The organism is Aphanothece hegewaldii CCALA 016 (assembly GCF_003007785.1).
Lineage (GTDB): Bacteria > Cyanobacteriota > Cyanobacteriia > Cyanobacteriales > Microcystaceae > Chroococcus > Chroococcus hegewaldii.
Genome location: NZ_PXOH01000026.1, coordinates 20,432 through 47,408 on the forward strand (window position 1 = coordinate 20,432; position 26,977 = coordinate 47,408).

Annotated in this window: 26 protein-coding genes; 16 read left to right on the forward strand and 10 right to left on the reverse strand. The window is 38.2% G+C overall.

All coding sequences use genetic code 11. The features are described 5' to 3' along the window. Positions 1-3: 3 nt before the first annotated feature. Positions 4-984, reverse strand: coding sequence for a sodium-dependent bicarbonate transport family permease (locus tag C7H19_RS18795; RefSeq protein ID WP_106458464.1), 981 nt, complete (start codon positions 982-984; stop codon positions 4-6). A 177-nt stretch (positions 985-1,161) separates the two neighbouring features. On the opposite strand from C7H19_RS18795, the gene chrA reads away from it, so the two are divergent. The 5 genes from chrA (at position 1,162) to C7H19_RS25850 (ending at position 5,427) form a co-directional block, all read left to right on the forward strand. Beyond that, positions 1,162-2,322, forward strand: a complete 1,161-nt coding sequence (chrA, locus tag C7H19_RS18800; RefSeq protein WP_106458465.1) for a chromate efflux transporter — start codon at positions 1,162-1,164, stop codon at positions 2,320-2,322. Between the two features lie 101 nt (positions 2,323-2,423). Beyond that, a complete protein-coding gene (locus tag C7H19_RS18805; protein WP_106458466.1) occupies positions 2,424-3,089 on the forward strand; it encodes a ParA family protein in 666 nt (221 codons plus the stop codon). Positions 3,090-3,094: 5 nt separating this feature from the next. Further along, a complete protein-coding gene (locus tag C7H19_RS18810; protein ID WP_106458467.1) occupies positions 3,095-3,652 on the forward strand; it encodes a hypothetical protein in 558 nt (185 codons plus the stop codon). A gap of 50 nt (positions 3,653-3,702) precedes the next feature. Continuing rightward, positions 3,703-5,142 (forward strand): MFS transporter, encoded by a 1,440-nt coding sequence (locus C7H19_RS18815; protein WP_106458468.1) that lies wholly within the window; start codon positions 3,703-3,705, stop codon positions 5,140-5,142. Positions 5,143-5,274: 132 nt separating this feature from the next. After that, positions 5,275-5,427, forward strand: a complete 153-nt coding sequence (locus tag C7H19_RS25850) for a hypothetical protein (protein ID WP_181280668.1) — start codon at positions 5,275-5,277, stop codon at positions 5,425-5,427. A gap of 12 nt (positions 5,428-5,439) precedes the next feature. Here the strand turns inward: C7H19_RS25850 and C7H19_RS18820 are convergent, their stop codons facing one another. Both C7H19_RS18820 and C7H19_RS18825 read right to left on the reverse strand, forming a co-directional pair. Beyond that, complete coding sequence (locus C7H19_RS18820) at positions 5,440-5,859, reverse strand: hypothetical protein (protein ID WP_106458469.1); 420 nt, start codon at positions 5,857-5,859, stop codon at positions 5,440-5,442. Positions 5,860-5,940: 81 nt separating this feature from the next. Then, on the reverse strand, positions 5,941-6,612 hold the full coding sequence (locus C7H19_RS18825) for a RibD family protein (RefSeq protein WP_106458470.1): 672 nt from the start codon (positions 6,610-6,612) through the stop codon (positions 5,941-5,943). 49 nt (positions 6,613-6,661) lie between these two features. On the opposite strand from C7H19_RS18825, the gene C7H19_RS18830 reads away from it, so the two are divergent. Beyond that, positions 6,662-8,596, forward strand: coding sequence for a HAMP domain-containing sensor histidine kinase (locus C7H19_RS18830; protein ID WP_245927634.1), 1,935 nt, complete (start codon positions 6,662-6,664; stop codon positions 8,594-8,596). Between the two features lie 109 nt (positions 8,597-8,705). Here the strand turns inward: C7H19_RS18830 and C7H19_RS18835 are convergent, their stop codons facing one another. Both C7H19_RS18835 and C7H19_RS18840 read right to left on the reverse strand, forming a co-directional pair. Then, positions 8,706-8,879, reverse strand: coding sequence for a metallothionein (locus tag C7H19_RS18835; RefSeq protein ID WP_106458472.1), 174 nt, complete (start codon positions 8,877-8,879; stop codon positions 8,706-8,708). Positions 8,880-8,963: 84 nt separating this feature from the next. Next, on the reverse strand, positions 8,964-9,575 hold the full coding sequence (locus C7H19_RS18840) for a chromophore lyase CpcT/CpeT (RefSeq protein ID WP_106458473.1): 612 nt from the start codon (positions 9,573-9,575) through the stop codon (positions 8,964-8,966). 111 nt (positions 9,576-9,686) lie between these two features. On the opposite strand from C7H19_RS18840, the gene C7H19_RS18845 reads away from it, so the two are divergent. Continuing rightward, complete coding sequence (locus C7H19_RS18845; RefSeq protein ID WP_106458474.1) at positions 9,687-10,694, forward strand: adenosine kinase; 1,008 nt, start codon at positions 9,687-9,689, stop codon at positions 10,692-10,694. A gap of 80 nt (positions 10,695-10,774) precedes the next feature. On the opposite strand, the gene C7H19_RS18850 is transcribed toward C7H19_RS18845, so the two are convergent. Beyond that, positions 10,775-11,092 (reverse strand): DUF1825 family protein, encoded by a 318-nt coding sequence (locus C7H19_RS18850; protein WP_106458475.1) that lies wholly within the window; start codon positions 11,090-11,092, stop codon positions 10,775-10,777. A 171-nt stretch (positions 11,093-11,263) separates the two neighbouring features. On the opposite strand from C7H19_RS18850, the gene zds reads away from it, so the two are divergent. The 3 genes from zds to C7H19_RS18865 all read left to right on the forward strand — a co-directional run bounded on the left by zds (position 11,264) and on the right by C7H19_RS18865 (position 13,630). Next, on the forward strand, positions 11,264-12,727 hold the full coding sequence (zds, locus tag C7H19_RS18855) for a 9,9'-di-cis-zeta-carotene desaturase (protein WP_106458476.1): 1,464 nt from the start codon (positions 11,264-11,266) through the stop codon (positions 12,725-12,727). Positions 12,728-12,796: 69 nt separating this feature from the next. After that, on the forward strand, positions 12,797-13,249 hold the full coding sequence (locus C7H19_RS18860) for an SRPBCC family protein (RefSeq protein WP_106458477.1): 453 nt from the start codon (positions 12,797-12,799) through the stop codon (positions 13,247-13,249). A 102-nt stretch (positions 13,250-13,351) separates the two neighbouring features. Then, positions 13,352-13,630: a type II toxin-antitoxin system ParD family antitoxin gene (locus C7H19_RS18865; protein ID WP_106458478.1), complete on the forward strand. Its 279-nt coding sequence runs from the start codon at positions 13,352-13,354 to the stop codon at positions 13,628-13,630. Between the two features lie 316 nt (positions 13,631-13,946). Here the strand turns inward: C7H19_RS18865 and C7H19_RS18870 are convergent, their stop codons facing one another. From C7H19_RS18870 to C7H19_RS18880, 3 genes are read right to left on the reverse strand one after another with little or no spacing between them, the layout of a single operon-like run. Beyond that, the gene (locus C7H19_RS18870; protein ID WP_106458501.1) at positions 13,947-15,107 is read right to left on the reverse strand and encodes a hybrid sensor histidine kinase/response regulator; all 1,161 of its coding nucleotides are present in this window, start codon (positions 15,105-15,107) and stop codon (positions 13,947-13,949) included. Positions 15,108-15,146: 39 nt separating this feature from the next. Beyond that, positions 15,147-15,590 (reverse strand): response regulator, encoded by a 444-nt coding sequence (locus C7H19_RS18875; protein WP_425428919.1) that lies wholly within the window; start codon positions 15,588-15,590, stop codon positions 15,147-15,149. After that, complete coding sequence (locus C7H19_RS18880) at positions 15,538-17,844, reverse strand: sensor histidine kinase (RefSeq protein ID WP_106458480.1); 2,307 nt, start codon at positions 17,842-17,844, stop codon at positions 15,538-15,540. Before C7H19_RS18880 ends, C7H19_RS18875 begins: the two co-directional genes overlap by 53 nt. A 308-nt stretch (positions 17,845-18,152) precedes the next feature. Here C7H19_RS18880 and C7H19_RS18885 point away from each other — a divergent pair, with 308 nt between their 5' ends. From C7H19_RS18885 to C7H19_RS18910, 6 genes are all read left to right on the forward strand, one after another. Further along, a complete protein-coding gene (locus C7H19_RS18885) occupies positions 18,153-18,746 on the forward strand; it encodes a lipase family alpha/beta hydrolase (RefSeq protein ID WP_245927635.1) in 594 nt (197 codons plus the stop codon). 283 nt (positions 18,747-19,029) lie between these two features. Then, complete coding sequence (locus tag C7H19_RS18890; RefSeq protein ID WP_106458481.1) at positions 19,030-19,374, forward strand: ParE family toxin-like protein; 345 nt, start codon at positions 19,030-19,032, stop codon at positions 19,372-19,374. A 66-nt stretch (positions 19,375-19,440) separates the two neighbouring features. Then, complete coding sequence (locus tag C7H19_RS18895; protein WP_106458503.1) at positions 19,441-20,604, forward strand: cysteine desulfurase family protein; 1,164 nt, start codon at positions 19,441-19,443, stop codon at positions 20,602-20,604. 102 nt (positions 20,605-20,706) lie between these two features. Continuing rightward, positions 20,707-20,946: a hypothetical protein gene (locus tag C7H19_RS18900; RefSeq protein WP_106458482.1), complete on the forward strand. Its 240-nt coding sequence runs from the start codon at positions 20,707-20,709 to the stop codon at positions 20,944-20,946. A 262-nt stretch (positions 20,947-21,208) separates the two neighbouring features. Further along, positions 21,209-21,952: a DUF1995 family protein gene (locus C7H19_RS18905; RefSeq protein ID WP_106458483.1), complete on the forward strand. Its 744-nt coding sequence runs from the start codon at positions 21,209-21,211 to the stop codon at positions 21,950-21,952. 263 nt (positions 21,953-22,215) lie between these two features. Next, positions 22,216-24,930 carry an MGH1-like glycoside hydrolase domain-containing protein gene (locus C7H19_RS18910; protein WP_106458484.1) on the forward strand — a complete coding sequence of 905 codons (2,715 nt, stop codon included), beginning with the start codon at positions 22,216-22,218 and terminating at the stop codon, positions 24,928-24,930. A gap of 75 nt (positions 24,931-25,005) precedes the next feature. On the opposite strand, the gene C7H19_RS18915 is transcribed toward C7H19_RS18910, so the two are convergent. After that, positions 25,006-26,679 (reverse strand): NAD(P)H-quinone oxidoreductase subunit 4, encoded by a 1,674-nt coding sequence (locus C7H19_RS18915; protein ID WP_106458485.1) that lies wholly within the window; start codon positions 26,677-26,679, stop codon positions 25,006-25,008. Positions 26,680-26,977 lie beyond the last annotated feature (298 nt).

Consider the following 26,977-nt stretch of genomic DNA (forward strand, 5'->3'; position numbering starts at 1 on the left):
TTTTTATATTCCTATTCCAATCAGTTTAATAATTTCTAAGTAAAGTGGAATTCCGACAATAATATTAAAGGGAAAAGTTAAAGCTAAAGCCATTGAAACATAAAAGCTAGGATTGGCTTCTGGTATTGTTAATCTCATTGCAGCAGGAACAGCGATATAAGATGCACTAGCACACAAGACAGCAAATAATAAAGCATTTCCCACCGTAAAGCCTAAACCTTTGGCGAGGAGAATTCCTAACAACGCATTTAACATCGGAATGAGTAGAGAAAACCCGACTAAAAATGAGCCTGTTTTTTTTAAATCTTTAATTTTTCTAGCGGCAATTAATCCCATATCTAAGAGAAAAAAGGTTAACACCCCATAAAAAATACCCTGGGTAAAAGGTTCTAATTTTTGCCATCCTTTCTCACCTGTAAGCATTCCAACAATTAAACTTCCTACCAAAAGAAAAACCGAAGCATTTAAAAAAGCTTCATGTAAAACTTTAGGCCAAGAAAACTCTTCATTAGTTTCTTTTTTTGCTGCAAAAACCCTGACCAAAATTAGACCAACAATAATAGCTGGGGACTCCATTAAAGCAAGTGCTGCCACCATATGACCACCATAAGGAATCTGTAGCTTTTCGAGAAACGAACTCGCTGTAATAAATGTTACCGCACTAATTGAACCATAAGCCGCCGCGATCGCTGCCGCATTATAATCATCTAACTTTAATCTTAAAATAAAAAAGGTATAGACTGGCACAAGACAAGCCATTATAATAGCTGCTAGTAATGACAGAATAACTTCTGTATTTAACCCACTTTCTGCAAGTTCATATCCTCCTTTAAACCCAATTGCTAAAAGTAAATAAAGTGAAAATAACTTTGGCAATGGTGGCGGAATTTCTAAATCAGATTTGACAAAAACCGCTATCATTCCCAAAAAGAAAAAGAGAACGGGCGGATTTAAAATGTTGAATAATATCAAATTTCCATCCATAAGCTATTAAGATATGTTAAGGTCACGGTTAACTATGATTAAAATACTATACACGTTTAATCGTCCAATCAAAGAAAATGATTGAAACTTTTAAATGATGATACATTTTAAAATCAATCATCCGAGACACCAAAGCAAAAAAGTTTTAGACTGTAGGTGATTTGTCCAACAATCATCATGAGTACATCTACTTACCCAAACTTAAAAAACATAACATTACTTTTCTTAAAAATCGGTATAATTGGTTTTGGCGGACCGGCTGCACACATCGCACTAATGGAAGATGAGGTTGTTAACCGTCGTCGCTGGATGTCTAGAGAAGATTTTCTCGATTTAGTTGGGGCGACTAATCTCATTCCTGGTCCGAATTCGACAGAAATGGCGATTCATATCGGTTATATTTTAGGTAGATTGCCAGGACTCATTTTAGCTGGAGTTTGCTTTATCTTACCGGCTGTTATTATTACTGGTTTTTTTGCTTGGATGTATCAGTCTTTTGGCACTCTCCCACAAATTGCACCTTTATTTTACGGTCTTAAAGCGGTTGTGTTGGCCGTTATTTTAAATGCAGTTTGGAAACTAGGACAAAAAGCGATTAAAAATCGTAAATTATTAATCATTGGCTTAGGCGTAGTGGGATTATTATTACTAGGCTTTAATGAAATCATTGCACTTTTAGTGGGTGGAATTGTCGGAATGTTGTTTTTAAATTTATTATCTAACCAAGCAACCACAACAATGATTTTAGGCGGTTTTGGAGTAAGTTTAGTCGCTCAAACATCGACAGGTGTAAGTACTTTAGTAACTCCCAGTCTAGGGCAACTTGGATTATTTTTTCTCAAAGTAGGTAGTGTATTATTTGGCAGTGGATATGTTTTAGTTGCTTTTCTAGAAGGAGAATTAGTTAATCAATATCACTGGTTAACCCAACAACAATTATTAGATGCAGTCGCTATCGGACAGTTTACACCAGGTCCCGTTCTTTCTACAGCCACATTTATCGGCTATATTATTTTAGGAATTCCAGGGGCAATTATCGCCACTGTTTGTATATTTTTACCGTCTTTTTTCTTTGTATTGGCTTTAAATCCACTTATTCCTAAAATGCGACAATCAAAATGGGCAAGTGCTTTTTTAGATGCAGTGAATGTCAGTGCTGTAGCATTAATGGCGGTTGTCTTATTAAAATTAGCATACTCAACCCTTTTACAACCTGTTGATTTAGGTGCGATCGTCATTGCTCTTGTTGCTACTATTTTATTATTACGTTACAAAATCAATACAACTTGGTTAATCATAGGAGGAGCGCTCGTTGGATGGTTAATCAAAATAGTTTAAATTTATCTCCAAAGAAAAGTCTTAAAAAAGATCTAGTATGCCCAATCGGGATAAAATGAGAAACTAATAGCAATCACGAGGGGAAAAGTATTATCCCAATAATGAAAACCAAGAAAGCATCCTCAACAACATCGGTGCAGACTCCTAAAATTGTCGCGGTGGTGAATGGTAAAGGGGGAGTCGGAAAAACAACGACATCCGTTAATTTAGCGGCAATTTGGGGGGAAAAACACGAAGTATTGTTAGTAGATGCAGATCCTCAAGGTTCGGCGACATGGTGGATAGAACGTAGTGACGCGGGTATGGATTTTGATTTAACGAAAGAAACCGATACTCAATTACTATCCGACTTACGCAAAGTAAAAGACTATAATTTAGTAGTGATTGATACCCCTCCCGCTTTACATTCTGAGGTTTTCCAAACAGTCATTCAATCATCTGATTATTTGGTATTACCGACACCACCCGCACCGATGGACTTGACAGCATTAATTGAAACGGTACAAACTGCTGTCATGCCTTTGAAGATGCCATATCGAGTCTTGTTAACGAAAGTCGATTCTCGCAGTCTAAAAGAAACTTTAGAGGCACAAAATACCCTCCTAGAATTAGGAATACCCGCGTGTCATGCTTTTATACGTTCTTATAAAGCCCATGAAAAGGCAGTTTTAGACGGTTTACCGATTAAAGAATGGCGCGGGAAAAATGCCTCTGAAGCCGCCGCCGACTATCGCCGTGTTGCTGAAGAATTAGAAAGAGACTGGTAATTATTATGAAAAAAAAACTATCTGATTTACTACGCGAAGAAGTAGCCAAAGAAAACCCGACAACCGAGGGAGAAACCCCCACTGCTAAAACATCTCGTCGCCGAAATACAACCCCCGAACCTGAATCAGTTACTCCGCCGCATACCACAGAAATCGAAGAAAGTCCAGATATAAAATTAGAATTAGAAAAACAACAGAATTTAGTTAAAACCTTACAAGAACAAGTTAAAGAAAAACAAGCCTTAGAAACCGAAATCAAGGAAATAAACCAACAATTAGAACAGCAATTACAAGAAAAACAAACCTTATCGAATCAATTAAGTGAAGCTCAAACCCAAATTGAAGACCAAAAAAAGTTAATCGAAAAATTATACGCCCAGTTGATGGAAAAACAGGAAGAGCAATCACTTAAATTTGAACCCGAACCCGAACCCGAACCCGAACCCCCAAAGGCGGCGATCGTACAAAATTTTAGAAGATCATCGAATTATGTCGAACGTTTAATCGCCCCAAATGGATCATCTAGAACCCTTTCCGATGAAGTTATTGGATGGTTTGATTAAAAAATTGCGTCAGAATATGGGAAGACCGAAAAACTTAGGATAAAAATCTGATGACAACAAAGGCAACGGCTCAACCGATATCTTTTGAGCAACGATTAGATGAGTCTAACATTACCCGTACCATGTGGTTATTGTGGGCATTGTCCGCCGGATTAATTGCACTAGATGGGTTTGACTTATTTATTATTGGCCTTGCACTCCCATTCTTACAACGCGATTTTACACTTAGTGCCACCGAAGTAGGAGCCATTGCTGTCGCTGCTTTAGCGGGTTCACTGGTGGGCGCACTGACACTAGGGCCGCTTACTGATAAGATTGGCCGTCAGTTAATGTTACTCGTCGATATTGCGATTTTTGTTGTTGCTACGGCGGGAACTGCTTTCGCTTGGAATGCGATTTCTTTAATTATTTTTCGCTTTCTTGTTGGTGTAGGAATTGGGGCGGATTATCCGATTAGTGTGTCTTATATCACCGAAAATGTCCCCTCTCGGCTGCGGGGACGTATGGTGATTGGTGCGTTCACATTTCAGGCTTTTGGCGCACTTTTAGGGGCAATTACGGGGCTAGTCGTTATCCATCTTTTTCAAACTTTTTACCCAGATTCCGAGTTACCCGCGATTCAGTATGCTTGGCGTTGGATGCTTGGAGTTGGCTTAGTTTTAGCGATTTTTGTCGGTATTTTACGTTTTAGTTTTTTGCACGAAAGCCCTCGTTATTTTATCGCAAAAGGAGACTATGAAGCCGCAACCCAATCCGCCTCAGATTTACTCAATGAACCGATTAAGATTACACCCGAAACTGATCCAAGAGAACGCGAACCCAGTCTAGAATATGGTACATTATTCACGCCTCCCTATATTAGAAGAACGCTTTTAACGACGATTCCTTGGTTTCTACAAGATATTGCGACTTATGGCATCGGGATTTTTACGCCCGCGATTATTGGTGCTTTAGCTTTTTCTAATCAAACTGACTTTCTCGATAAAGAATTCGCCTCCGCAAAAGGAGCCGCTTTTGTCGATATATTTCTAATTATTGGCTTTATCGTAGCTATTCTTCTCATTGAGCGCGTCGGACGCATTAAATTACAAATTGTCGGTTTTGTTGGTATGGCGGTTGGGCTTGTAATTTTGGCGGCATCTGATGTAATTGATGATGGGAGTAGGTTTGATGTCGCCTTGGTCTTTTTAGGCTTTTTTGTGTTTAATTTAATGATGAATGCTGGCCCAAATTCCACAACTTTTCTCTTATCGGGTGAAGTTTTCCCGACTTCGATTCGGGCTTCTGGTGCGGGATTTGCGGCGGCGGTAGCAAAAGCAGGGGCGGTTTTAGGGGCGTTTGCTTTGCCCATTTTACAAAAAGATTTTGGGACACCGATTTTACTTGTTATACTGGCTGTGATCTGTGTTTTGGCTGCTGTGTTAACTTACTTTTTTAAAGTCGAAACCACAGGACGATCGCTACAATCGGTGAGTTTTGACGAGTATTAATTTCTACTTTATTCTTCTTGACAATAAAGCCAATATATGATATGTAAAAAGATTGGCAATGGGACTGACATCCTAATCATAAACGACTATTGTAGAGATAAATCGTTAAATTAATGAAAAGGAGCATTAAAAATGAAAACGATCGTAACCCTATTGCTCATTCTAGGCGTGACTTTTAGCCCCACTTTGAGGGCAACGGCAACAGAGTACGAACATCATGGGGATCATTTTACATTTGCTGCTAATAGCGATTGTAAAGGCGATAAAGATGACGATTGTCGATAAACGCCTTTTAAATTACGGGTTAAATAACTCGAAAACCTGTCGGCAAAATTGCTTTAGCTTGTCTACAACATCTGCCACTGGTTGATAAGATCCGACTAATTGCCAGTCATCGATCGTAGACATTCGCCAAGCTTGCCCTTGATGATTGAAAGCAACTATCTCTACCCCTATGAGACGTTCTTTCTTTTCTTCTGGATCTTTATGAAAGCGAATTTGGACAAGAATACTCCGACTCTGAAAGCGTGGACTCCAACCGGGTAAATGGAACCCAATATCGATCGAATTAGGATCAATCCATTCACGGGTATCAGGATCATTATGCCAGGGTTTGAGGTCTGCCCTAGCATCAGGAAAAGCTAACTTAAATAAGCTGACTACAGAAGCAATTTTAGTAGCGAGTTCTAATCCTTTTGCTTGTTCGGATGCGTTCATGTTTCTTTTATAACACTTGGGTGCTTTTATCTTTGGTTAATAACTATTTAATACAAGTTAACCTAGATTGGCTGCTGTATCCTATGAACTAACTGTGACTCGCCGATAATTAAGAAAAAGTTCATTTTCAACCCGTTCCACCTTGAACAATTCCCAATTCCGCGCCCCTGTACCTATTATTCCCGTTCCTTCGACGGGCGTTGGCGCATCCACACCCCCTAAAATCACCGGACAAAGGGTTAAACAAAATTCATCAATCAAATCCTGCTCAATCAGTGAAGCGACTAATTCCCCTCCTCCTAGGATAGCAAGCTTTTTGATTCCGTATTCCCATAATTGTTCAAGTAAGGTGTTCCAGTCTTCAAGAAGTAAAATTCTCTCAAAATAATTGGGATCTTCAAACCATAACTGAGTCGCCTTGTGCGTCGTTAATAACCATTTCTGAACCTTTTGACGAAAAAAATGGAAATTAGGATCAATATTTCCAGACGCAGAACAAACAATATGGATCGGTTGAGGCGGTTTATTTTGTTGTTGTCGCCATTCGATTAGATCTGGAGTCTTGATTGGTAAAGTCGTTCCGTAAGCCCGTAAAGTTCCCGCCCCGAACAAAGCAGCATCTACATAAGCGAGTTGTTTTTCTAAATGGAATCTATCCACTGAAGAAGAAAAACGGGCTTTACTTCGTTTAGCATCTGCTATCTTACCATCGAGTGACATCGCCAAAATAACTACGGTTTGAGGTCGTTTCATGATTAATTTAACTAACTAAGCTAATATTATTTCTAGTGGAACACAGCTAATGACAAAAAAAACAGTCTATATGCCTTGGAATCAATTTTCGTTTCGCAGCATTATTCTGACTCGTTTACTGTTAGTGAGTGTCCCCATTTTATTAATGGGTGTTTATATCACTTATCGTAAAGCGCGATCGGCTTTTTTAGAAACAGCACGTCAAAACCTGACGGAAAGTGCTGTCAGAAATGGTGAAAGTATGGAGCGTTTGATTAAAGCTTTAAAAACCAATTTAGCCACTGCTAGTGATCATGTAATTTTCACTTTAGATGAGTCAAAAGATCAACAGCCATTTTTAGAACAATTAGCTAATACATTTTCCTCAGAAATTAATTGTGTTCAGTTGGTTGAACTTCCCACAAATCAACTCATCAATAGTACTTGTAATAAGCAAATCATTTATCCAGTTCCTTTTGCTGATTGGCCAACTCAAAAAAAACAAATTTTAACCAATTCTTCATCTGTCTATATTCAAAAACTGCCGACACCTGATGAAAATAAATCCACCAGTATTTCACAACTTAATTTACTTTTTTCCGTTCCTGTTTATGATCAAAAAAATCAGCTAAAGTATTCTCTTAGCATTAAAACAAGTTTAATCAATCGAGAGAAAATGGCACCAGGCTCATTAACGGGTTATCCTGTTGTGATCAGTCAAAACGGTGTTATATTAGCCCATCCACTCCCGCAAAGAATTGGTTTAAATATTACTCAAGAAGAAGATTATAAAAGATTAAAAAGTTTAATTAATAGTGCGATCGAAGGGCGAAGAGATTTTCTTCATTTATTTTCTTTTGAAAAAGACGGTGTAGAAATAGTAGCGGGTTATAGTTCTATTCCGAGTCCCTTAACCTCTGACAAAAACCAAAAATGGATTGTTTTAGCAGTTAGTCCTCTTGACTATGCTTTGGCACCTTTGAGAGATATTAAAAATGTTCTTGCTAACATGGTTTTAACATTACTCATTGGAAATATTTTAGCCATTTTATATATTGCTCGTGAATTATCACGTCCTATTGAAAAACTTCGTGATTATGCGTTAAATAAAGATAATATTCACTCTCAAGATCCTATTCCCAGAAATTTTTATATCAAAGAACTCGATCAACTCGCAACCTCATTAGATGATATGTTAGAATCACTCAAAACTTGGGGTGATGAGGTTGTATCTTCTTGGCGTGAAGCCCAAAATGCCAATCAATTAAAAAATGAATTTCTCGCTACAACTTCCCATGAATTACGCACACCACTAAATGGAATTATTGGATGTTTAAGAATTATAAAAGATGGTTATTGTGATGATTTAGAAGAGGAGAAAGAATTATTACAACAGGCGGATAATGCGGCGGTTCATTTACTGGGAATTATTAATGATATTTTAGATATTGCTAAAATTGAATCGGGTAAACTTTCTATTCATCCTGAGCCAATTGAACTTAAAAAGCTTTTAACAGAAGTGGTCAATTTACAATTAGTTCATATTCAAAAGAAAAGAATTATCTTAAATCTTTCCAATTGGCAACCTAATATTATGATTTATGGTGATGCTGCTAAACTAAAACAGGTTTTATTAAATGTATTAAGCAATGCAATTAAATTTACTGAAGTTGGTAGTATTACGATTAGTACGGTTGCTGATGATTCAATGGCATTTATTACGATTAAAGATACAGGAATTGGCATCGAACCGAGTCAACAACATAAATTATTCCGTCCTTTTGTTATGATTGATGGCTCTACTACACGTAAATTTGGCGGCACGGGTTTAGGTTTAGCTATTTCTAAAAATCTGATTTCTTTAATGGGTGGTGATATTACTTTATTTAGCCCAGGTTTAGGGAAAGGAACAACAGTAGAAATCATTATCCCTTTAGCAGAATCATCTTTAATTATTAAAGATTCTGAAAGTCAATATGACCCATCTTTATCAATTCCACATTAATTTTGCTATAAATACTCTATACAAAAATTATGTAGGGATTTAGTCTCCAAATCCTCTAAAAACGAGGGTTTGGACTCCCTACCCCTACAGTTATCTATTATCAGTTTCTTTAAGCATGGCATTGACAGCCACTATGAGAACACCCTACACCATTTGGATGACCATTAGCGCAAATCTCACTACAATAATTTTTTCCGTCTTTTTGAACTGCTTTTGTGGTGTCAACAACACACAGACAAGATTCGCACGCACATTTCATTAAGTTTACCGTTAGTGAATCCATGATTAATTTTCTCCTAAATAACATATGAACCATCGTTCAGATATTTTTAGTATAACACCTGAATGAGCATTCATATATAAAAGTCTAAATTTGCCACTCCGACGAAAAATCCTGACGCTTTGTGTAACAATAGGGACCCATCATCGCCCCCCAGATCCCTTGACCTGTGTTAGGATCAATTCCTTTATCATAAGTTTTCAACTCATCGGAAGACACTTCAAACCCTAAAGAGACTTGAAAAGTTGCGCCCTCATAAGTAAAGCTACAAGGTGTATTGGAGGTGGGCAAAGCTTTAAAGTGAAAATTATTGCCCCCGAATCGTTCAAGATTAACCGCAAGATTGCAAGTTGGTAAAACGGTGATCTCATCGAGTGTAATATTTTGTAAACGTTGGGGGTTGCGTCCTGCACCTTGAATCGATCGAATATCATTAAACATATAATGCTGAACTTCAATCACAAGCGGACTGGTTTGCATTTGACGCAATCTTAGAAGACGAGGACGATAGGGCTGGTCTAACTTAACAATATTAGCCTGTTCTGCAAACAAAGTCAGACTATCTTCAGTAAATAGAGGTACAGGACGTAACCAAAGAATAAGATGAACATACCATATCGGTTCGGCGATCGCTTGTTTTTGATTCTCGAATTCTCCTGCAAGATAGCGTCCAAGGGTAATCAGTTCTGGCGTTAGCATATGTGTTACATTGACCGTTAAAATTTTGAGGGGCTAGATTAATTATTATTGACCAATGACCATCTAAACTTTACATTAAGGTCAAGTGTTTAAATCACGCAGGATAAAAGCATGAGTAAAAAATATCACGTTTACGGTGTTGGTAATGCTCTGGTAGATATGGAGTTTGAAGTTACTCCAGAAATCCTACAAGAATTAAAAATAGATAAAGGGGTTATGACTCTCGTTGATGAATCCCGTCAAGCGGAAATTGTCGTTAAATTAACCAAACTTCATTGTAAACGGTGTAGCGGTGGCTCGGCTGCTAACACAATGGTGGCAATTAGTCAACTAGGTGGCAAAGGTTTTTATTCCTGTAAAGTGGCGAATGATGAAACGGGTTCGTTTTATTTAGAAGATTTAATCAACTGTGGTTTAGATACCAATTTACGCTATACCGATCGAGAAAGCGGTACAACGGGTAAATGTATCGTAATGGTAACACCAGATGCCGATCGCACGATGAATACTTTTTTAGGGATTACGGGTACTCTATCGACGAGTGAATTGGTACCTGATGCGATCGCAGACTCAGAATATATTTATCTAGAAGGATATTTAGTAACTTCTGCCACTGGAAAAAATGCAGCGATCAAAGCGAGAGAAATTGCGATGAAATCAGGGGTTAAAACTTCGCTTTCTTTATCTGATCCTAATATGGCAAGCTTTTTTAAAAATGGTCTTTTAGAGATGATTGGGGACGGAATAGATCTGATTTTTGCGAACGAAACTGAAGCGATGAAACTGGCTAATTCTCATAATATTAATGATGCGATCGCTTATCTAAAAACCCTATCTAAATGTTTTGCCATGACTCGTGGGGCTAATGGTTCCATCATTTTTGATGGGGAAAACTTACTCGAAATAGCGCCCGTTCCCGTGCAAGCAGTTGATACCGTCGGTGCAGGTGATATGTATGCTGGTGCATTCCTTTATGGTATCACTCATGGCATGAGCGATCGCGCAGCCGGGAATTTAGCCTCATTAGCTGCATCTCGGATCGTCAGTCGTTTTGGCGCACGTTTAGCTACCGAAGAAATGCAAGACATTCTTAACGGTTATCATTCGGCGCAAAACTGATCATTAATAAATGTAAGAACTTTCCCTGATTAGTTTTACATGGGGGAAAGGTCTTTATTGTCAAGAAATCTTTAAAGAAATTAATATTCAATTTCCGATTTCATCCGTTTTAAAGTCCAATCCATTTGATCAAACATCTGCTGAGGAGTCATCCCAAACTGACTGAGTTGAGTTTTGAGTTGTTCAACAGTCATTTTTGCCATAAAATCCTCTGATAGCTCAAATCGCTTCATAAAGACTCGATAGCGATCCATTAAATCTTCCATCTTTTCAATAAACATCTTTTTCCCTTCACGATCAAATTTACCGTATTCGCTCCCTAATTGCGTCAGGGATTGATACTCTTCAAACAGTTGTCTAGCTTCGTGTTGGACGACTTCTGAGTCAAAGAATCCCATAGTTTTTAAGTTTATTTTCTAAGTAAGGTTGATTGGCGTTATTCTTACATTTTAGAGGAGTTGTTAGTTAGTGAAAGATGCGGTTTTCCGTAAACAAGAAACGATCAAAGCAGAAAACCTCTAGTGTTCGGTTTATATTATAAAAAGGAAACGTTACTAGGATTTGAGTGAATGCGAGTTGCGATCGTCGGTGCTGGATTAGCTGGAATGGTAACAGCGATTGATTTAGTCGATGCAGGATGTGAGGTAGAAATCTTTGAATCTCGTCCTTTTGTAGGTGGTAAAGTGGGAAGCTGGATAGACGCGGATGGCAATCATTTGGAAATGGGGTTACACGTCTTTTTCGGTTGCTACTACAACTTGTTTGAAATCATGAAAAAAGTTGGGGCGTTTGAATCTCTTTTGCTCAAGGAACATACCCACACTTTTATCAATCAAGGGGGAAAAGTCGGCGAACTCGATTTCCGCTTTTTTACTGGTGCGCCGTTTCATGGATTAAAAGCTTTTTTCACGACTTCCCAACTCTCAGCAGTCGATAAACTCGCTAATTCTCTCGCTTTGGGAACTAGCCCAATTGTAAGAGGTTTGGTAGACTTTAATGGAGCGATGAACAGCATTCGGGAACTCGATAAGATTAGTTTTGCCGATTGGTTTCGGAGTCATGGGGGAAATGATGGAAGTTTAAAGAAAATGTGGAACCCCATTGCTTACGCCCTTGGTTTTATCGATACAGAAAATATATCCGCACGTTGTATGTTAACCATCTTCCAGTTTTTCGCAGCGAAAACAGAAGCGTCAGTTTTACGGATGTTGGAAGGTTCACCCGATGAATATTTACACAAACCGATCGTTAATTATTTAGAATCGAGAGGCGCGAAAATTTATACTAGACGGCGCGTCAGAGAGATACAATACACCGAAGAAAAAATCAAAGTTACTGGTATTGTTGTAGCAAATGGTGAAAGCGAAGATATCATTACTGCTGATGCTTATGTCTGCGCTTGCGATGTGCCTGGTATTCAGCGTTTGATTCCCGATGGATGGCGTAAATATTCGGAGTTTGATAATATCTTTAAACTTGATGCGGTTCCTGTAGCCACGGTACAATTACGTTTTGATGGATGGGTGACAGAGTTACAAAATCCTGAACAACGTAAACAGTTAGAAAAAGCCGTCGGAATCGATAATTTACTTTATACTCATCAAGCTGATTTTTCTTGTTTTGCTGATATGGCTTTAACCAGTCCCAGTGATTATTATAAAGAGGGACAAGGATCATTATTACAGTTGGTTTTGACTCCTGGTGATCCGTTTATTAAAGCCAAAAATGAGGATATCGCCCAACACGTATTAAAACAAGTACATGAATTGTTCCCCTCGTCTCGTGAACTGAATATGACTTGGTATAGTGTAGTTAAATTAGCACAATCTTTGTATCGTGAAGCTCCTGGGATGGATCGTTATCGTCCTCATCAGATTACACCGATTCCTAACTTTTTCCTAGCTGGCAGCTATACACAACAAGATTACATCGATAGTATGGAGGGGGCTACTTTATCTGGCAAACAAGCGGCTAAGGCGATTCTAGCTCAAGCTGAAGCCCTAAAAACTCCCCTTTCTACCTCAGTGGTTTAATCTTCGTTTTTGTGGGCAGGATTACGCCGAATCTAGCACAATAGTAATAATTATTCTTAAAAACTTTTTATGACAAGTTGGTTAGAACATACGGTACAAGCTGAAGTCGATGCCCCTATTGAATTTGTTTGGGGTTTATGGTCTGATTTAGAACAGATGCCCCGTTGGATGAAGTGGATCGATTCGGTTAAAGTGATGGAGAATGATCCCGATTTATCTCGTTGGAAGTTAGCCAGTGGTGCTTTAGAATTTACTTGGTTATCGAAAACGGTTAAAGTTATTCCTTTACAGATTCTACAATGGGAATCGGTGGATGGTTTACCGAATCGTGGTGCTGTTCGGTTTTACGATCGACATGGTAGCAGTATAGTTAAACTAACCGTTGCTTATGGGGTTCCCGATTGGTTGGCTAAATTGATGGATAATGGATTAGTGGGTCGTGTCGTGGAAACGACTTTACAAGCGGATATGAATCGTTTTATTGAGTATGCAACCAAAGCTAAAGATAGTAGTAAAGTTTGAAAAAGTATAATTTTTGTATTATATCATACTATTTTTTTGTAATCTTAAAAATGATGTATGATGTAATATAAAAATACTAATTAGAATAGCTGAATATTAATCATGAAAACTTATAATATATTGCTATCTGATTCTTTAAATGATTTCTTATCTGAACGTATTGCTACCAGTGGATATAGCAGTTTTGAGGAATATATTTATTATTTAATTGAACAGGATCAAAAAACAGCGGCTCAAGAACAGTTAGAATCACTTTTGCTAGAAGGTCTTGAAAGCGTAGAAACAATTGAAGTAACAGACGAATGGTGGGAACAAAAACGTTTAAAATTATTAAACAAAATTAGTCAGAATCAGCGATCGCTTTTTCTTGCCATAAATTAATCAGGGTTTGGCAACCAAACTGCACCGCTCACGGAATTTAGAATTCCGTGATACGGCGTGCAGTCGCCTTCCGCGACCCCTACAGATTATCTTATAGACGGGCGGCAAAGGCGATAATTAAACCAAAAACGGTTAAAACGCCAATTCCCCAAACAACGTTGGCAGGTTTGTTAGTATTTGCTTGAGCAGCTTCAGGGGTTTTCATTTTTTGTTCTCCTACATGGAAAGATTATGATCATAAATAATCAAGTTAAAAGGGGCAAGATTGCACCTATCGTTAGTAATAATTAATATAAGCCCGATAGCGATCGCTTTTTTATTCTTCAATAATCGGAAATATGACGGTAAAAGTTGTCCCAAATCCTACTTGACTTTTTACGCTTATTGTGGCTTGGTGGGCTTCAACACATCGCTGTACAATCGCTAAACCTAAACCAGTTCCAGGTATGGTATCGACGTTACTAGCACGATAAAAAGGTGAAAATAGATTTTCTAATTCTATTGGAGGAATACCAATTCCTTGATCTTGAATAGAGAAAATCATCTGTTTTGCTTCTTGTTTGACGGTAAAATGAATTGTACCGCCTTGGGGTGAATATTTAATCGCATTTCCCATTAAATTCGTAAATATGTGTCGTAATAAAGTTTCATCCCACAACCCCTCTTGTAAGTTACCTTGAGTTGTCAAAATAATTTGATATTTTTCTGGGTTACTGAGTTGGAAAGTTTCAATGATTCTTTTACAAAAATATTCTAAATCAATCGCTTCAAACTGACACAGCAATCTTCCTGAGTCTGCACGACCAATTAAAAGCACTTCAGTTAATAATTGATCCATATCTTTAATTGCTGTACGAATCATGCGAAAATAAGATATCTGCTGTTCTTTTGTAAGACGATCGCGGCTATCTTCTAATAATCCTGCTGATAAAAGAATCGTATTCAAAGGATTTCTAAAATCATGAGATAGCATCGAAACAAACTCAGTCTTTAACTGATTGAGTTCTTGTGCTTTTTCGAGTTCTGCGGTGCGTTCTTGTACTCGCACTTCTAGTACTTTTTGGGATTCTCTTAAAGCTTCTTCGGTTTGTTTTCGTTCGATCGCATAACATAAAGAACGGACTAACAAATCTAAATTCACCTGACGTTTAACTAAATAATCTTGCGCTCCGCATCGTAAAGCAGCTAAGGCCAGTTTATCATCATTAGTATTCGTTAAAACAACGATCGGGAGTTGTGGAACTTTTTGGACTAAGGAAACAACAGAATCTAACCCTTGACTATCTGGAAGAGTTAAATCGAGTAAAATAACATCAAAAGATTTTTTTTGCAGTTGTGCGAGTCCATCTTTAAGACGTTGCACATGAGACCAACTAAACTGTTTAGGTTGGGAACCTTTGAGGATTTCTTGTAGGAGTCTTGCTTCAGCGAGATTATCCTCTATGAGCAAAACACGGATGAGATCAGTCGAAATCATTGTTATACGTCCTGTATTTCCTCCTGTAACCATTTTTGCTTATTCAAAAGGTAAGGTTACTGTTGCTAACCAAAATTCTTCAATTCCTTTAACAATTTTAAAAAGTTCATTGAGATTACGAGATTTAGTAATATAACAATTGACGTGCAATTCATAACTATAATAAATGTCTTCCTCGTTGCGCGATGTCGTTAAAACAACAACTGGAATGCGCTTTAACTCAGGATCAGATTTAATCTCTGCAAGCACTTCTCGACCATCTTTACGAGGAAGATTCAAGTCTAGCAAAATCAGGTTAGGACGGAGAGCATTACTAAACTCTCCCTCCTGACGCAAATAGGCCATTGCATCCATCCCATTTCTGACGATAATCAGTTCATGAGAAACAGAACTACTTTTCAGCACTTCTTGTACTAGACGGATATCAGCTTTACTGTCCTCCACCAACAAGATAATTTTGTGCTTGGCGACCTCTTCTGCGATCACGTTCACGGCCTCCTATGGGAATGGTAAAATAAAATGTGGCTCCTTGTCCGAGTTCAGATTCTACCCAAACTCGACCTCTGTGACATTCAAGAATTTTCTTACAAATTGCTAACCCCATTCCTGTACCTGGATATTCATCCCGTGTGTGCAGACGTTGGAAAATAACAAAGATTCGTTCAGAGAACTGAGGATCAATCCCAATACCATTATCGCGTATCGCAAATAACCAGACATCATCTAAGCGTTGTGCGCTAATCGAAATTTCTGGGGGTTTTTCGCTACGGAATTTAATCGCATTTCCGAGCAAATTTTGGAACAATTGCATTAATTGTGTGCCGTCTGCCAAAATGGTCGGTAGGGGATCATGAGTAATCTTAGCACCTGTTTCGGCAATTCGTCCCCGTAGATTAGCTAAAGCTCTTTCTAATGCGGTTTCAGCGTTGGTCAGTTGATATTCTACACCCTGCATATCGACTTTAGAATAAGCTAAAACATCATCAATGAGGGTTTGCATTAAACTAACCCCTTCTACCGCAAAATTGATAAATTCTTTGGCATCTTCATCGAGTTCCCCATGATAGCGCATTTCTAGTAATTGTACATAGTTAGCGACTTGGTTAAGTGGTTCTTGTAAGTCATGGGATGCAACATAAGCAAACTTTTTCAATTCAGCGTTAGACCGTTCTAAATCTTGCGCGAGTTGGGCTAATTCGTCCGCTTGACGGAGTACAATATTAACGATCGCTTTTCTGAGTTCTAATGCTGCATTGACTTCGACTTGTTTCCAAGGAAGCGAGGATAAACGTACTGTTTCTTTCCACAATTCAAAGGATTTGCGCGGACATAAACGGAGATTTCCATTATTATTAGAGGTAAAGAACGCTTTATTGGGATCTCCTCCCCAGTTTACCGTCTGAATGACTTCGGGACGGAACCACAGTACATAATTTCGTTTAGATATGGGAATGGCTAATAGTCCACTAGCAATATCTTTGTACTTAATTGCATCTGGATAAATTTGCGGTAAAGAATCTGTATAGAAAATATCATCCTCAACGTTATTTTGTAACCATTGAATGAGATAGTTTAGGTCTTCTTCTTCTGGTGTTTTTCCTACCTTAGTATAATTTCCCCCAATACAAATAGCTGCACCTTGGGAACTGGTAACATTCAAAAGATTGGGATTATGATTGACTAAACCGTTAATAAAATTATCATCTTGGGACATATAATCAATCAATAGGGATTGAATATAAGTAAGTCTCATCCGATAATCATAATCTTCGGTTTCTTCACGAGAGGATATTTCCGAAAATACAACGCGTCCTAAGAATTCGCAAGCTTTCCGTAATTCATAGGATACATATTTCGGAGTTTGATGATGACAGGCAATAATTCCCCAAAGTTTTTGATCTTTGATTAAAGAAATAGTCAGGGAAGATCCCACATTCATGTTATGGAGATATTCTAAATGACAAGGTGAGGCACTTCTAAGAATTGAATGGGTAAAATCAATGGGTTGCTCAATAATAGAATTAATAGCAGGAATTAATTGAACAGATTCTGCTTTTGCATCGGGAATTAGACGAATCCAATTTGAACTAAGTAATTGTCTTGCGGGTTTGGGGATATCGGTTTCAGGAAAACGTAAACCTAAATAAGATTCTAATTCTTCTAATTTATCTTCTGCGAGTACATCACCGTGATTTTCTTCATCAAATCGATATAACATGACGCGATCAAATTCGGTCATTTTGCGAATTTCTTGTACAATGACTTGACAATAATCATTCAATGTGGCAGTTTCTTCGAGTTTATTAATAGAGGTTTTTGCTAGATGATAGAAACTCAAGAAAGGGATATTTTCATAAGAGATCGCGGGTTCTAATTCTAGGATCAAAACACCTTGAGAATTCCGATGGAAAATCGCATCAAATACCACATATTCATCGCCTTTAACTCTCGCCCAAACTTTAGAAGGATTAAGAAAATCAAAATTATTGTCTTGAATTCCTTGTTTGATAGGTTCAAGTTGGAAAGAATCAAAAATATCTTCTAAGTTAGCGTCTAAAATTTCGTCAATTTGTAGACCTAAAATCTGTTGAGCATTACTACTTACTTGAACAATGTTTAAATCGGGTTCGTCGAGAACAAAAACAACGCCATGAGGTTGAATTTGATGATATAAATGAATCGGTTCTTCAAGGCGAGTTAGATGATTATTTTGGGTTGATAAGTCTACTTGAGTCATAGGTTTTTTCCTTTGTCTAGAGGGTCGTTTTTGTAAAAATTTTAGTTTGGTTTTTTTTAGCCCGCAAGGAAATTAATCGTTTTAAGTTGAAAATATAATGAGTAATAATAACTATCGTGGTTCTCTAGTTTTTGTACCTTATTTCAAAGTATAACTTAGAGGTTTCTAATTCTCCTTGAAGTATCTATTAACTATTGCGTTGTTTTCTCAAGTATCTGTAAGAAAATGATGTAAATGATATAATAAATTCATAATTTTTATTGTGTTGTGATAAAACTTTACATTTTCAATCCGATCGCTTTATGACAATGGTTAAAAATCCAGTTCTTCTTATTCATGGTCTTTACGATACAGTAACCGTTTTTGATCAATTATCCGCGTATTTAGCGCTAGGGGGTTGGTCAGTTCATTCCCTTAATTTGATCCCGAATTATGGCAGCGCAAAATTAGAAGATTTAGCCTCACAAATGGCTGATTATATTACTAATACTTTTTCCGATGAGCAACCCATTGATATTATTGGATTCAGTATGGGTGGCTTAATTACAAGGTATTATTTACAACGTTTAGATGGGACAAAACAGGTTCAAAGATATATTAATATTTCGGCACCCAATAGAGGTACAACTGTTGCTTATTCATTACCTTTACCTGGGATCGTACAAATGCGCCCAGATAGTGAATTTATTAAAGATTTGAATAAAGATTGCCAAAAAAAATTAAATCAAGTAAAATGCACTTTTATTTGGACTCCTTATGATTTAATGATCATACCGCCGAGTAGTACCTTATTAGGTATGGGTAAAGAGATTCAGATTCCAGTAATCCTACATGGTTGGATGGTCAAAGATCAACGGGTATTAAAAGTAATCAAAGAAGCATTATTAGAACCCATTGTGTAGTCAAATTGACAAAAGATCGAGAAAAATCTAGATTAGAAGCTAATTTTACAAATATTCTAGCGAGACGGCGTTATATTGAATCATACTGGGTAAAGTCATCTTTAAATCAATTTTCCTATTGGTTTTTAGGTAAGCGAACCTTGTATGCTGAATATAGATGACTGACATTCGATCGCGGGTAAAGAAAATATATCCTTGAGTGGTGGATATGCTACGAAAGAATATTCTTGATTTTTTTAACCCACTTAAAGTAACCGCTAATCTGCTTTCATAATTGCCGATCATGTCTAAGAGAAAGAAAAAGTTTACTTGTGGTCAAAATCTGGTCACGTGGGAAGATAGGAAACAACAGAAAAATTCTTGGGAAGCTACTTTCGCGGCTGATCCTATTGACTTGAGAACATTACCAAAAAATGTCGTTCTTAAAGCAAGAGAAATTATTGAAGGATTAGAAAATCGGAAAAATTATCGAGATTATCATGGAAAGCGTCTACGTCACGATCGCTTCATTATTAGTATTCCTGTAACTCGTCATTATCGCTTACTCTGTCGTGATTATGGAACATTTCTCGTTCCAGTTTCGGTGATCTCCCATGAGGATTATAACGTGTGTAAGCCTGGAGGATGAAAGAAGGCGAAACGGAAAACAGTACAATAGAAAATGACAAACTCTCGATCTAACGTCTGGGAAAGTATGCAAATTTATTTAGACTACAGTGCAACCACTCCACCACGTCCAGAAGTTAGAGCTTTTTTACAAGAGGTTTTAACCCAACAATGGGGAAATCCTTCTAGTTTGCATACTTGGGGAAATAACGCCGCAACCGTCATCGAAACCGCTAGAATACAAGTCGCAAGTTTAATCAACGCATCCGATCCAGAATCAATTATTTTTACATCAGGGGGAACCGAAGCGAATAACCTCGCTATCATGGGAGTAGCGAGAAAATACAAAACACCCCAACATATCATTATTTCGAGTATAGAACATTCATCGGTTTCTGAACCAGCACGACTTTTAGAAGAATGGGGATGGGAAGTCACCCGTTTAGAAGTCAACCGAACTGGTAGAATAAACCCCATTGATTTAGAAAACGCAATTCAACCGAATACGGTGTTAGTATCGATTATCTATGGACAAAGTGAAGTCGGTACACTACAACCGATTGAAGAATTATCGCATATTGCTCGTACTCGTGGCGTTCTTTTCCATGTAGACGCGGTACAAGTCGCCGGAAGATTACCTATCAATGTACAACAATTAAACGTTGATCTTCTTTCTCTATCTAGTCATAAACTTTATGGGGTACAGGGTGCAGGTGCATTGTATGTTAAAGAAGGAGTGGAATTAGTGCCTTTACTGAGTGGTGGAGGACAAGAAAATCACTTGAGATCTGGAACCCAGGCAGTGTCTACTATTGCAGCTTTTGGAGTCGCCGCAGAATTAGCCATTTGTGAATTAGAGATAGAAACTTCGCGTTTAATTAGTTTACGCGATCGTCTATTCGATTTACTAGCAGATTGTCCCTATCTTATTCCCACAGGTGATAGATTTTATCGACTACCCCATCATGTGAGTTTTATTATCAATGATCCTGATGCTCAGATTACGGGGAAAACAATGGTACGTCAACTAAATTTAGCAGGAATTGGCATTAGTTCGGGTTCTGCGTGTCATAGTGGTAAACTTAATCCCAGTCCTATTTTATTAGCGATGGGATATAATTCTAAAGAATCTTTAGGCGGAATTCGTTTAACATTAGGCAGAGAAACCACTCTAGAAGATATCGACTGGACTGCAATGGTTTTAAAACAAATTTTAGATCGATTGGTTTTTCCATTGGCGGTTATTAGATAGTTATGATGGAAGAGCCGCTAACTTTAATAAACTTAATAAAGACAGATCCAGTATCTTTAAAGAAAAATAGGTAAATCTTATTGATAGGAGAGTTAGTCAAATATGAAAATTAAAGTTACTCAACAGGGTGTATTAATCCCTAAAGAATTATTGGAAGGAATTGAGGAAGTTGAAGTTCAAAAAGAAAATAATGTTATTATTCTTACTTCAACCTATTCTAAAGAATTAACTCAATCTATCCGAGATTTACTCTGGGGAATTCGCAACCGCCATCGAGTTAATCCTTCTAATTTTGGAATACCTGATAGTACTGAACTGATTCGGGAAGATAGAGAAAGATGACTGAAGACCTTTATTGTGTTCTCGATGTTAGCGTCAGTACGAAACAATTTATGGTTACTTGTAAATTTTTTTACATATTCCTGATGAATACCCCTCAAGGGAAGCATTTAGATAATGTTTATTGTCCAAGAGTGCTTATAATCCTGTAATCTGATAATATAGAGTGGAACTAAAATCATCTTTTTTGCTCATACAACGCTCTTTTTCCTTACCTGCAAAATTGGGTCTATAACTCCTATTTAAAATAAATAACTTAATTAAAATGCTACAAATTCCTAACACATTAGAAGAAACAGTTAATCAAGCTAAAGAAGCCACCAAAATCGCTTTAGAAGAAGGATTAAGACGGATTCAAATTGAGTTTGTGATTCCAGAAATTGCCTTAGAAGCACAAGCATTAGCTTTAGAATTTGCGTCTTTATTTGAATCTTATCAATCTGGATTAAAAGTCATATTCGCGGATACAGGTGCAGCCGCTTTAGCACGTCGAGACTGGGGCGAAACTTGGTTTAAAGTGACTGATTTAGGAAGTCGTTTTACAGGGATAGAAACAAAAGTATCACCCGATGACCAAATCTTTTTAGTCGTTTGTCCTTCTTCAACAGAAGTGCAAGCAGTCGAGAAATTGTGTAATATAGCAGACGATCGCCCTGTTATTCTTTTAATTCCCCAATTAGAAGATGTTTCTATTGTTGGTATCGGATTTGCGGCTAGACAGCTACGAGAACGTTTTTTAAGTAGTCTGACTTCTGCTTATTATTTTAGACCCCTAGAAGGCGTTATCGTCTTACGTTCTTATCCTTCTTTATGGCAAGTGTGGCTTGAAAAAGATGGAGAATATGAACTGATTGCCGAAGAATCTCAAAAACCAGCAGGAGATACTTTAGAGATTATCGTTAATCGTGCGATTCAAAAAGATGAAAACCCATCTACTGAAACACCAAAACCGAGGAAAACAGGTTTATTAGGGAATATGCAACGCATCTTAAAAGCTTTAAATCAATAAATTTAATTAGGTTTGGGATGTAGTAAAACCCGATTAAATGATAGGTAAATATAAATCATTAAGTTAATTATGATAAATATTTATTAGGCGATTCATCATCCATATTGTTACTAAAGTTACTATTTAGAAAGGGTAAAATTTTATGAAGAAAAATAACTATTAATGTAACAATTGTGATTGTAGTTGCAGTACGACAATCTCCGATTATACTGATTTTAGACAAGTGATTTACTATTAAAAAAATTGGTAAATGAGGAATTAAAATGAGTTTAAATAACAGTGAAAGTCGGAGATTAAAAGAGGATAACGAGCAACAAAAACCTTGGAAGAAATGGGGCCCCTACTTAAGTGAACGACAATGGGGGACTGTACGAGAAGATTATTCCACAAACGGCAATGCTTGGGATTATTTCCCTCATGATCAATCTCGTTCTCGTGCTTACCGTTGGGGTGAAGATGGTTTAGCTGGCATTTCTGATAATCAACAGCAAATGTGTTTTGCTCTAGCGTTGTGGAATGGAGTCGATCCCATTCTTAAAGAGCGCTTATTTGGGCTAACCAACAGCGAAGGAAATCACGGTGAGGATGTCAAAGAATATTACTTTTATCTTGACAGTACGCCGACTCATTCTTACATGAAATATCTCTACAAATATCCTCAGTCTCCATTTCCCTACGATGATCTCGTGAACACAAACCGTCATCGCAGTCGGCAAGAATTAGAATACGAACTACTTGACACTGGTGTATTTGATGATAATCGCTACTTTGATGTTTTTGTCGAGTATGCTAAAGAATCGCCCGAAGATATTTTAATTAAGATTAGCATTTTCAATCGTGGGCCATTGGCCGCAACCCTACACGTTCTACCTACTTTTTGGTTTCGTAATACTTGGAACTGGTTTCCAGAGCATCCACCAAAACCAATTTTAAAACAACTTAACGATCGTACAATTGCCGCAAATCATTCTACAATAGGCGATCGGTTTTTATATTGCGATCGTACTGTACCCCTACTATTCACCGAAAACGAGACAAATATTGAACGGATCTTCAACATTCCGAACCGAGGCCCCTACGTCAAAGATGGCATTAATAACTATGTTGTAGAAGGAAAACAAGATGCTGTAAATCCCGATCAAGCGGGTACTAAAGCCGCTCCTCACTATATCATAGAAGTTCCTGCGGGTGGGGTAGAAGTGATTCAATTACGCCTGAGCGACCAATCCTACCAAAATCCCGTTTTTGGCGATGAATTCGAGCGTATTGTCCAAGAACGCCGTCAAGAAGCAGATGAATTTTATAATACAATTATACCACAGAGTTTAAGCCAAGATGCGCGGAATGTGGCGCGGCAGGCATTTGCGGGTATGTTGTGGACAAAACAGTATTATAACTTCCCCGTCGATGAATGGATCAAAGACGAAATATTGCCGCCAGATTGTCCTAAGCGTTTAGCCAACCGTAACAAAGAATGGTTTCACCTCGAAAGTGCAGATATTCTCTCCATGCCTGACAAGTGGGAATATCCCTGGTTTGCCGCGTGGGATCTAGCCTTTCACTGTGTCGTTTTGGCCTCAGTTGATATGGAGTTTGCTAAAGAACAGTTGCGCGTCATGACAAACCAACTGCATCTACATCCAAATGGGCAAATTCCCGCCTATGAATGGAACTTTAGCGATGTTAATCCACCCGTTCACTGTACGGCTACTTGGCAAATTTATCTAATAGATAAGGCGCAGAATAATGGTAAAGGCGATCGCTTGTTCTTAGAAACCCAGTTCCACAAGCTATTAATGAACTTTACCTGGTGGGTTAACCGTAAAGATGCCTCTGGTAAAAATGTTTTTGAAGGTGGCTTTTTGGGTTTAGACAATATTGGTGTATTTGATCGCAGTTCCAAATTACCGACGGGTGGAACTCTAGAACAAGCTGACGGCACAAGTTGGATGGCGATGTTTTCTCTAGATATGTTAGAAATCTCACTAGAACTAGCCCTGGATAATCCTGCCTATGAAGAACTAGCTAGTAAATTCTACGAACATTTTATCTACATTGCGGCGGCGATGGATCGAATTGGCATCAATAATGATGAACTTTGGGACGAAGATGATGGATTTTTCTATGATGTGTTACGCCTTCCTGATGGTAACTCTTTTCGGATTAAAGTGCGATCGATGGTCGGATTGATTCCTCTATATGCTTCGGCCGTCATCTCGAAGGATCTGATCGATCAACTGCCCATCTTTAAAAAACGATTCATCAAGTTTAACGAACAACATCCCGAATTGCTACAGAATATCAGCAATCCCAATGATCTTGGTCTTGGCGATCGCATATTACTCGCACCCGTAAACGGTGAAAAACTACGCCGCATTTTAGAAAAGATGCTGGATGAAACCGAGTTTTTAAGTGATTACGGTATCCGCGCTTTGTCTCGCTATCATCGGGATAACCCCTATATTTTTGAACTAGGGGATCAGGTGTATCGGGTAGACTATGAGCCAGCAGATTCATCTACAGGGTTGTTTGGGGGTAATTCTAACTGGCGTGGTCCGATTTGGATGCCAGTGAATGCACTACTGGTACAATCGATACGGCGGATGTATTCCTATTATGGCAATGATTTTAAAGTAGAATGTCCCACAGGCTCAGGTCAATGGATGACGTTGTGGGAAGTTGCTGACGAAATCTTAACTAGGCTAAATAATATCTTTTTACAAGATAAACAAGGTTGTCGCCCTGTTTATGGTAGTACTGAGAAATTTCAAACTGATCCACACTGGAAAGATCTGATCTTATTCTACGAGTTCTTTCACGGTGATAACGGTGCAGGGGTTGGAGCGAGTCATCAAACAGGATGGACGGGTTTAGTTGCTCGTTATTTAATCGCTCAAAAGGTTGTTAAACCAGAAGATGTGTTAGAGAAGGGTTATGCTTCAGTTGTTTCTAAAAAACTGTCCGTAGCTTCAGCCTAGTTTTATCTTTAAAGTTAGACAGGCGATCGTCTTTATCTATCTCATCCTATAACAATCGCCTGTTCTACACCTTTGTTACTCAACAATAGATGCAACTTCAGACTCTACCATGTGAGGATATAAGATCCCTTGAGCAAACTTATAAGAATTGGTTTGAGCGATTTCAGTATAAGATTGACGCACTTGGGAATTAACCGCTACCGTCGTTGTATCATACATTTGTGTCGCTAGTTTTGGATAGAACCCAATTCCGACAATGAGAACAAGGAAGCAAACCGCGATAAACACTTCACGAGGTTTAGCATCGCTGTAGACTGCATTCATCGGTAATACACAGTTTGTACCAAAACACACCGCTTCATCTTCACCGAGTCTAAGATTTTTTCCTTCAATATCACAAGTCGGAGCAGTACCAGGCTCAAAAAAGACCTGTCTGAGCATCGAGAGGAGATAAATAGGCGTTAGAATTAGACCAACTGCGGCGAGGAAAACGGTTACGGTACGGAATGGTGAACTATAGATATCGCTAGTGCTGACACCGACGAATACTGCTAATTCACTCGCAAACCCACTCATTCCGGGAAGGGCTAAAGATGCCATTGCACCAGCGGTAAATAAAGCGAATACTTTGGGCATTACTTTACCAATACTACCCATTTCATCCATCCAGAGGGTGTGAGTGCGATCGTATGTTACACCCGCAAGGAAGAAGAGTAAAGCAGCAATTAAACCATGAGACAGCATTTGTAACATTGCACCACTGATACCGACATCTGTAAAGGATGCGATACCGAGTAGGACAAAACCCATATGAGAGACTGAAGAATAAGCTAGACGACGTTTCATATTCGTCTGACCAAAAGAACTAAACGCACCGTAGATAATATTAATAACACCTAACATTGCTAGAACTGGTGCAAAGTAAACGTGTGCATCAGGCAATAAACCTAAATTGAGGCGTATTAAACCATATCCACCCATTTTTAGTAATACACCAGCGAGAATCATCGATACAGGTGCAGAAGCTTCACCGTGTGCATCGGGTAACCAAGTATGTAAGGGGAAAATCGCTAGTTTTACACCAAAAGCAATCAATAAACCAGCATAAAGGAATAATTCTAAAGCAAGGGGATAATCTTTTAGTCCTAGTTCAACCATATCAAAGGTCGGCTGTCCACCGCCATAGAGTGCCATCCCCAGACCTGCGATTAAAATAAATATAGATGCAGCAGCAGTATATAGTAAGAATTTTGTAGCAGCATAACGACGTTTTTGACCGCCCCAAATGGAAACCAGTAAGTAAACTGGAACCAATTCTAATTCCCACATGATGAACAGTAACAACACGTCTTGGGCAACAAAAACCCCAATCTGTGCCGCATACAGCAGTAACATTAGGAAATAGAATAAACGAGGTTTGCGATCGACTTGCCACGATGCTAGGATCGAAAGCGTGGTTACAAGTCCTGCTAAGAGTACCAAGGGCATCGATAAGCCATCGACGGAAACCGCCCAACTAAAGCCGATTTGCGGAACCCAATCATACTTTTCAACGAGTTGGAAACTAGAATTACTAGCGTCGTAATTTTTCCAGAATACATAGCACATTAAGACGAAATCCGCAAGACCTACGCCCAAAGAAAATAGGCGTACTGTTTTGCCGTCTTTATCGGGTAGTACAGGAATAGCGAAAGCTGCAACGAGGGGAAGCAGAATAATGATACTTAACCAAGGGATTTGCTCGAACATGATGTCAATGAGGAAAAATACCTATTTGTTATATTGCTATTGTATTAAACTTTGTAAACATTTGTAAAATAATCTTTTATCTCAAAATACATAGCTTTTAATCTATGAATGGTAAAAGTATGATAGCCAAAAAACTATAATTTGGTTTCGTTTTTCCCTATCTGTCATTGGGCATACTAATACCAATTTCAAAAAACATGACTACAAATCCTTTTGAGTGATCTCCCCGCATAAATGCACCCCTCTTAAAAAGGGGGGTTGGGGGGATCTGTAGGATTTAAAAAGTGAATTGGTACTA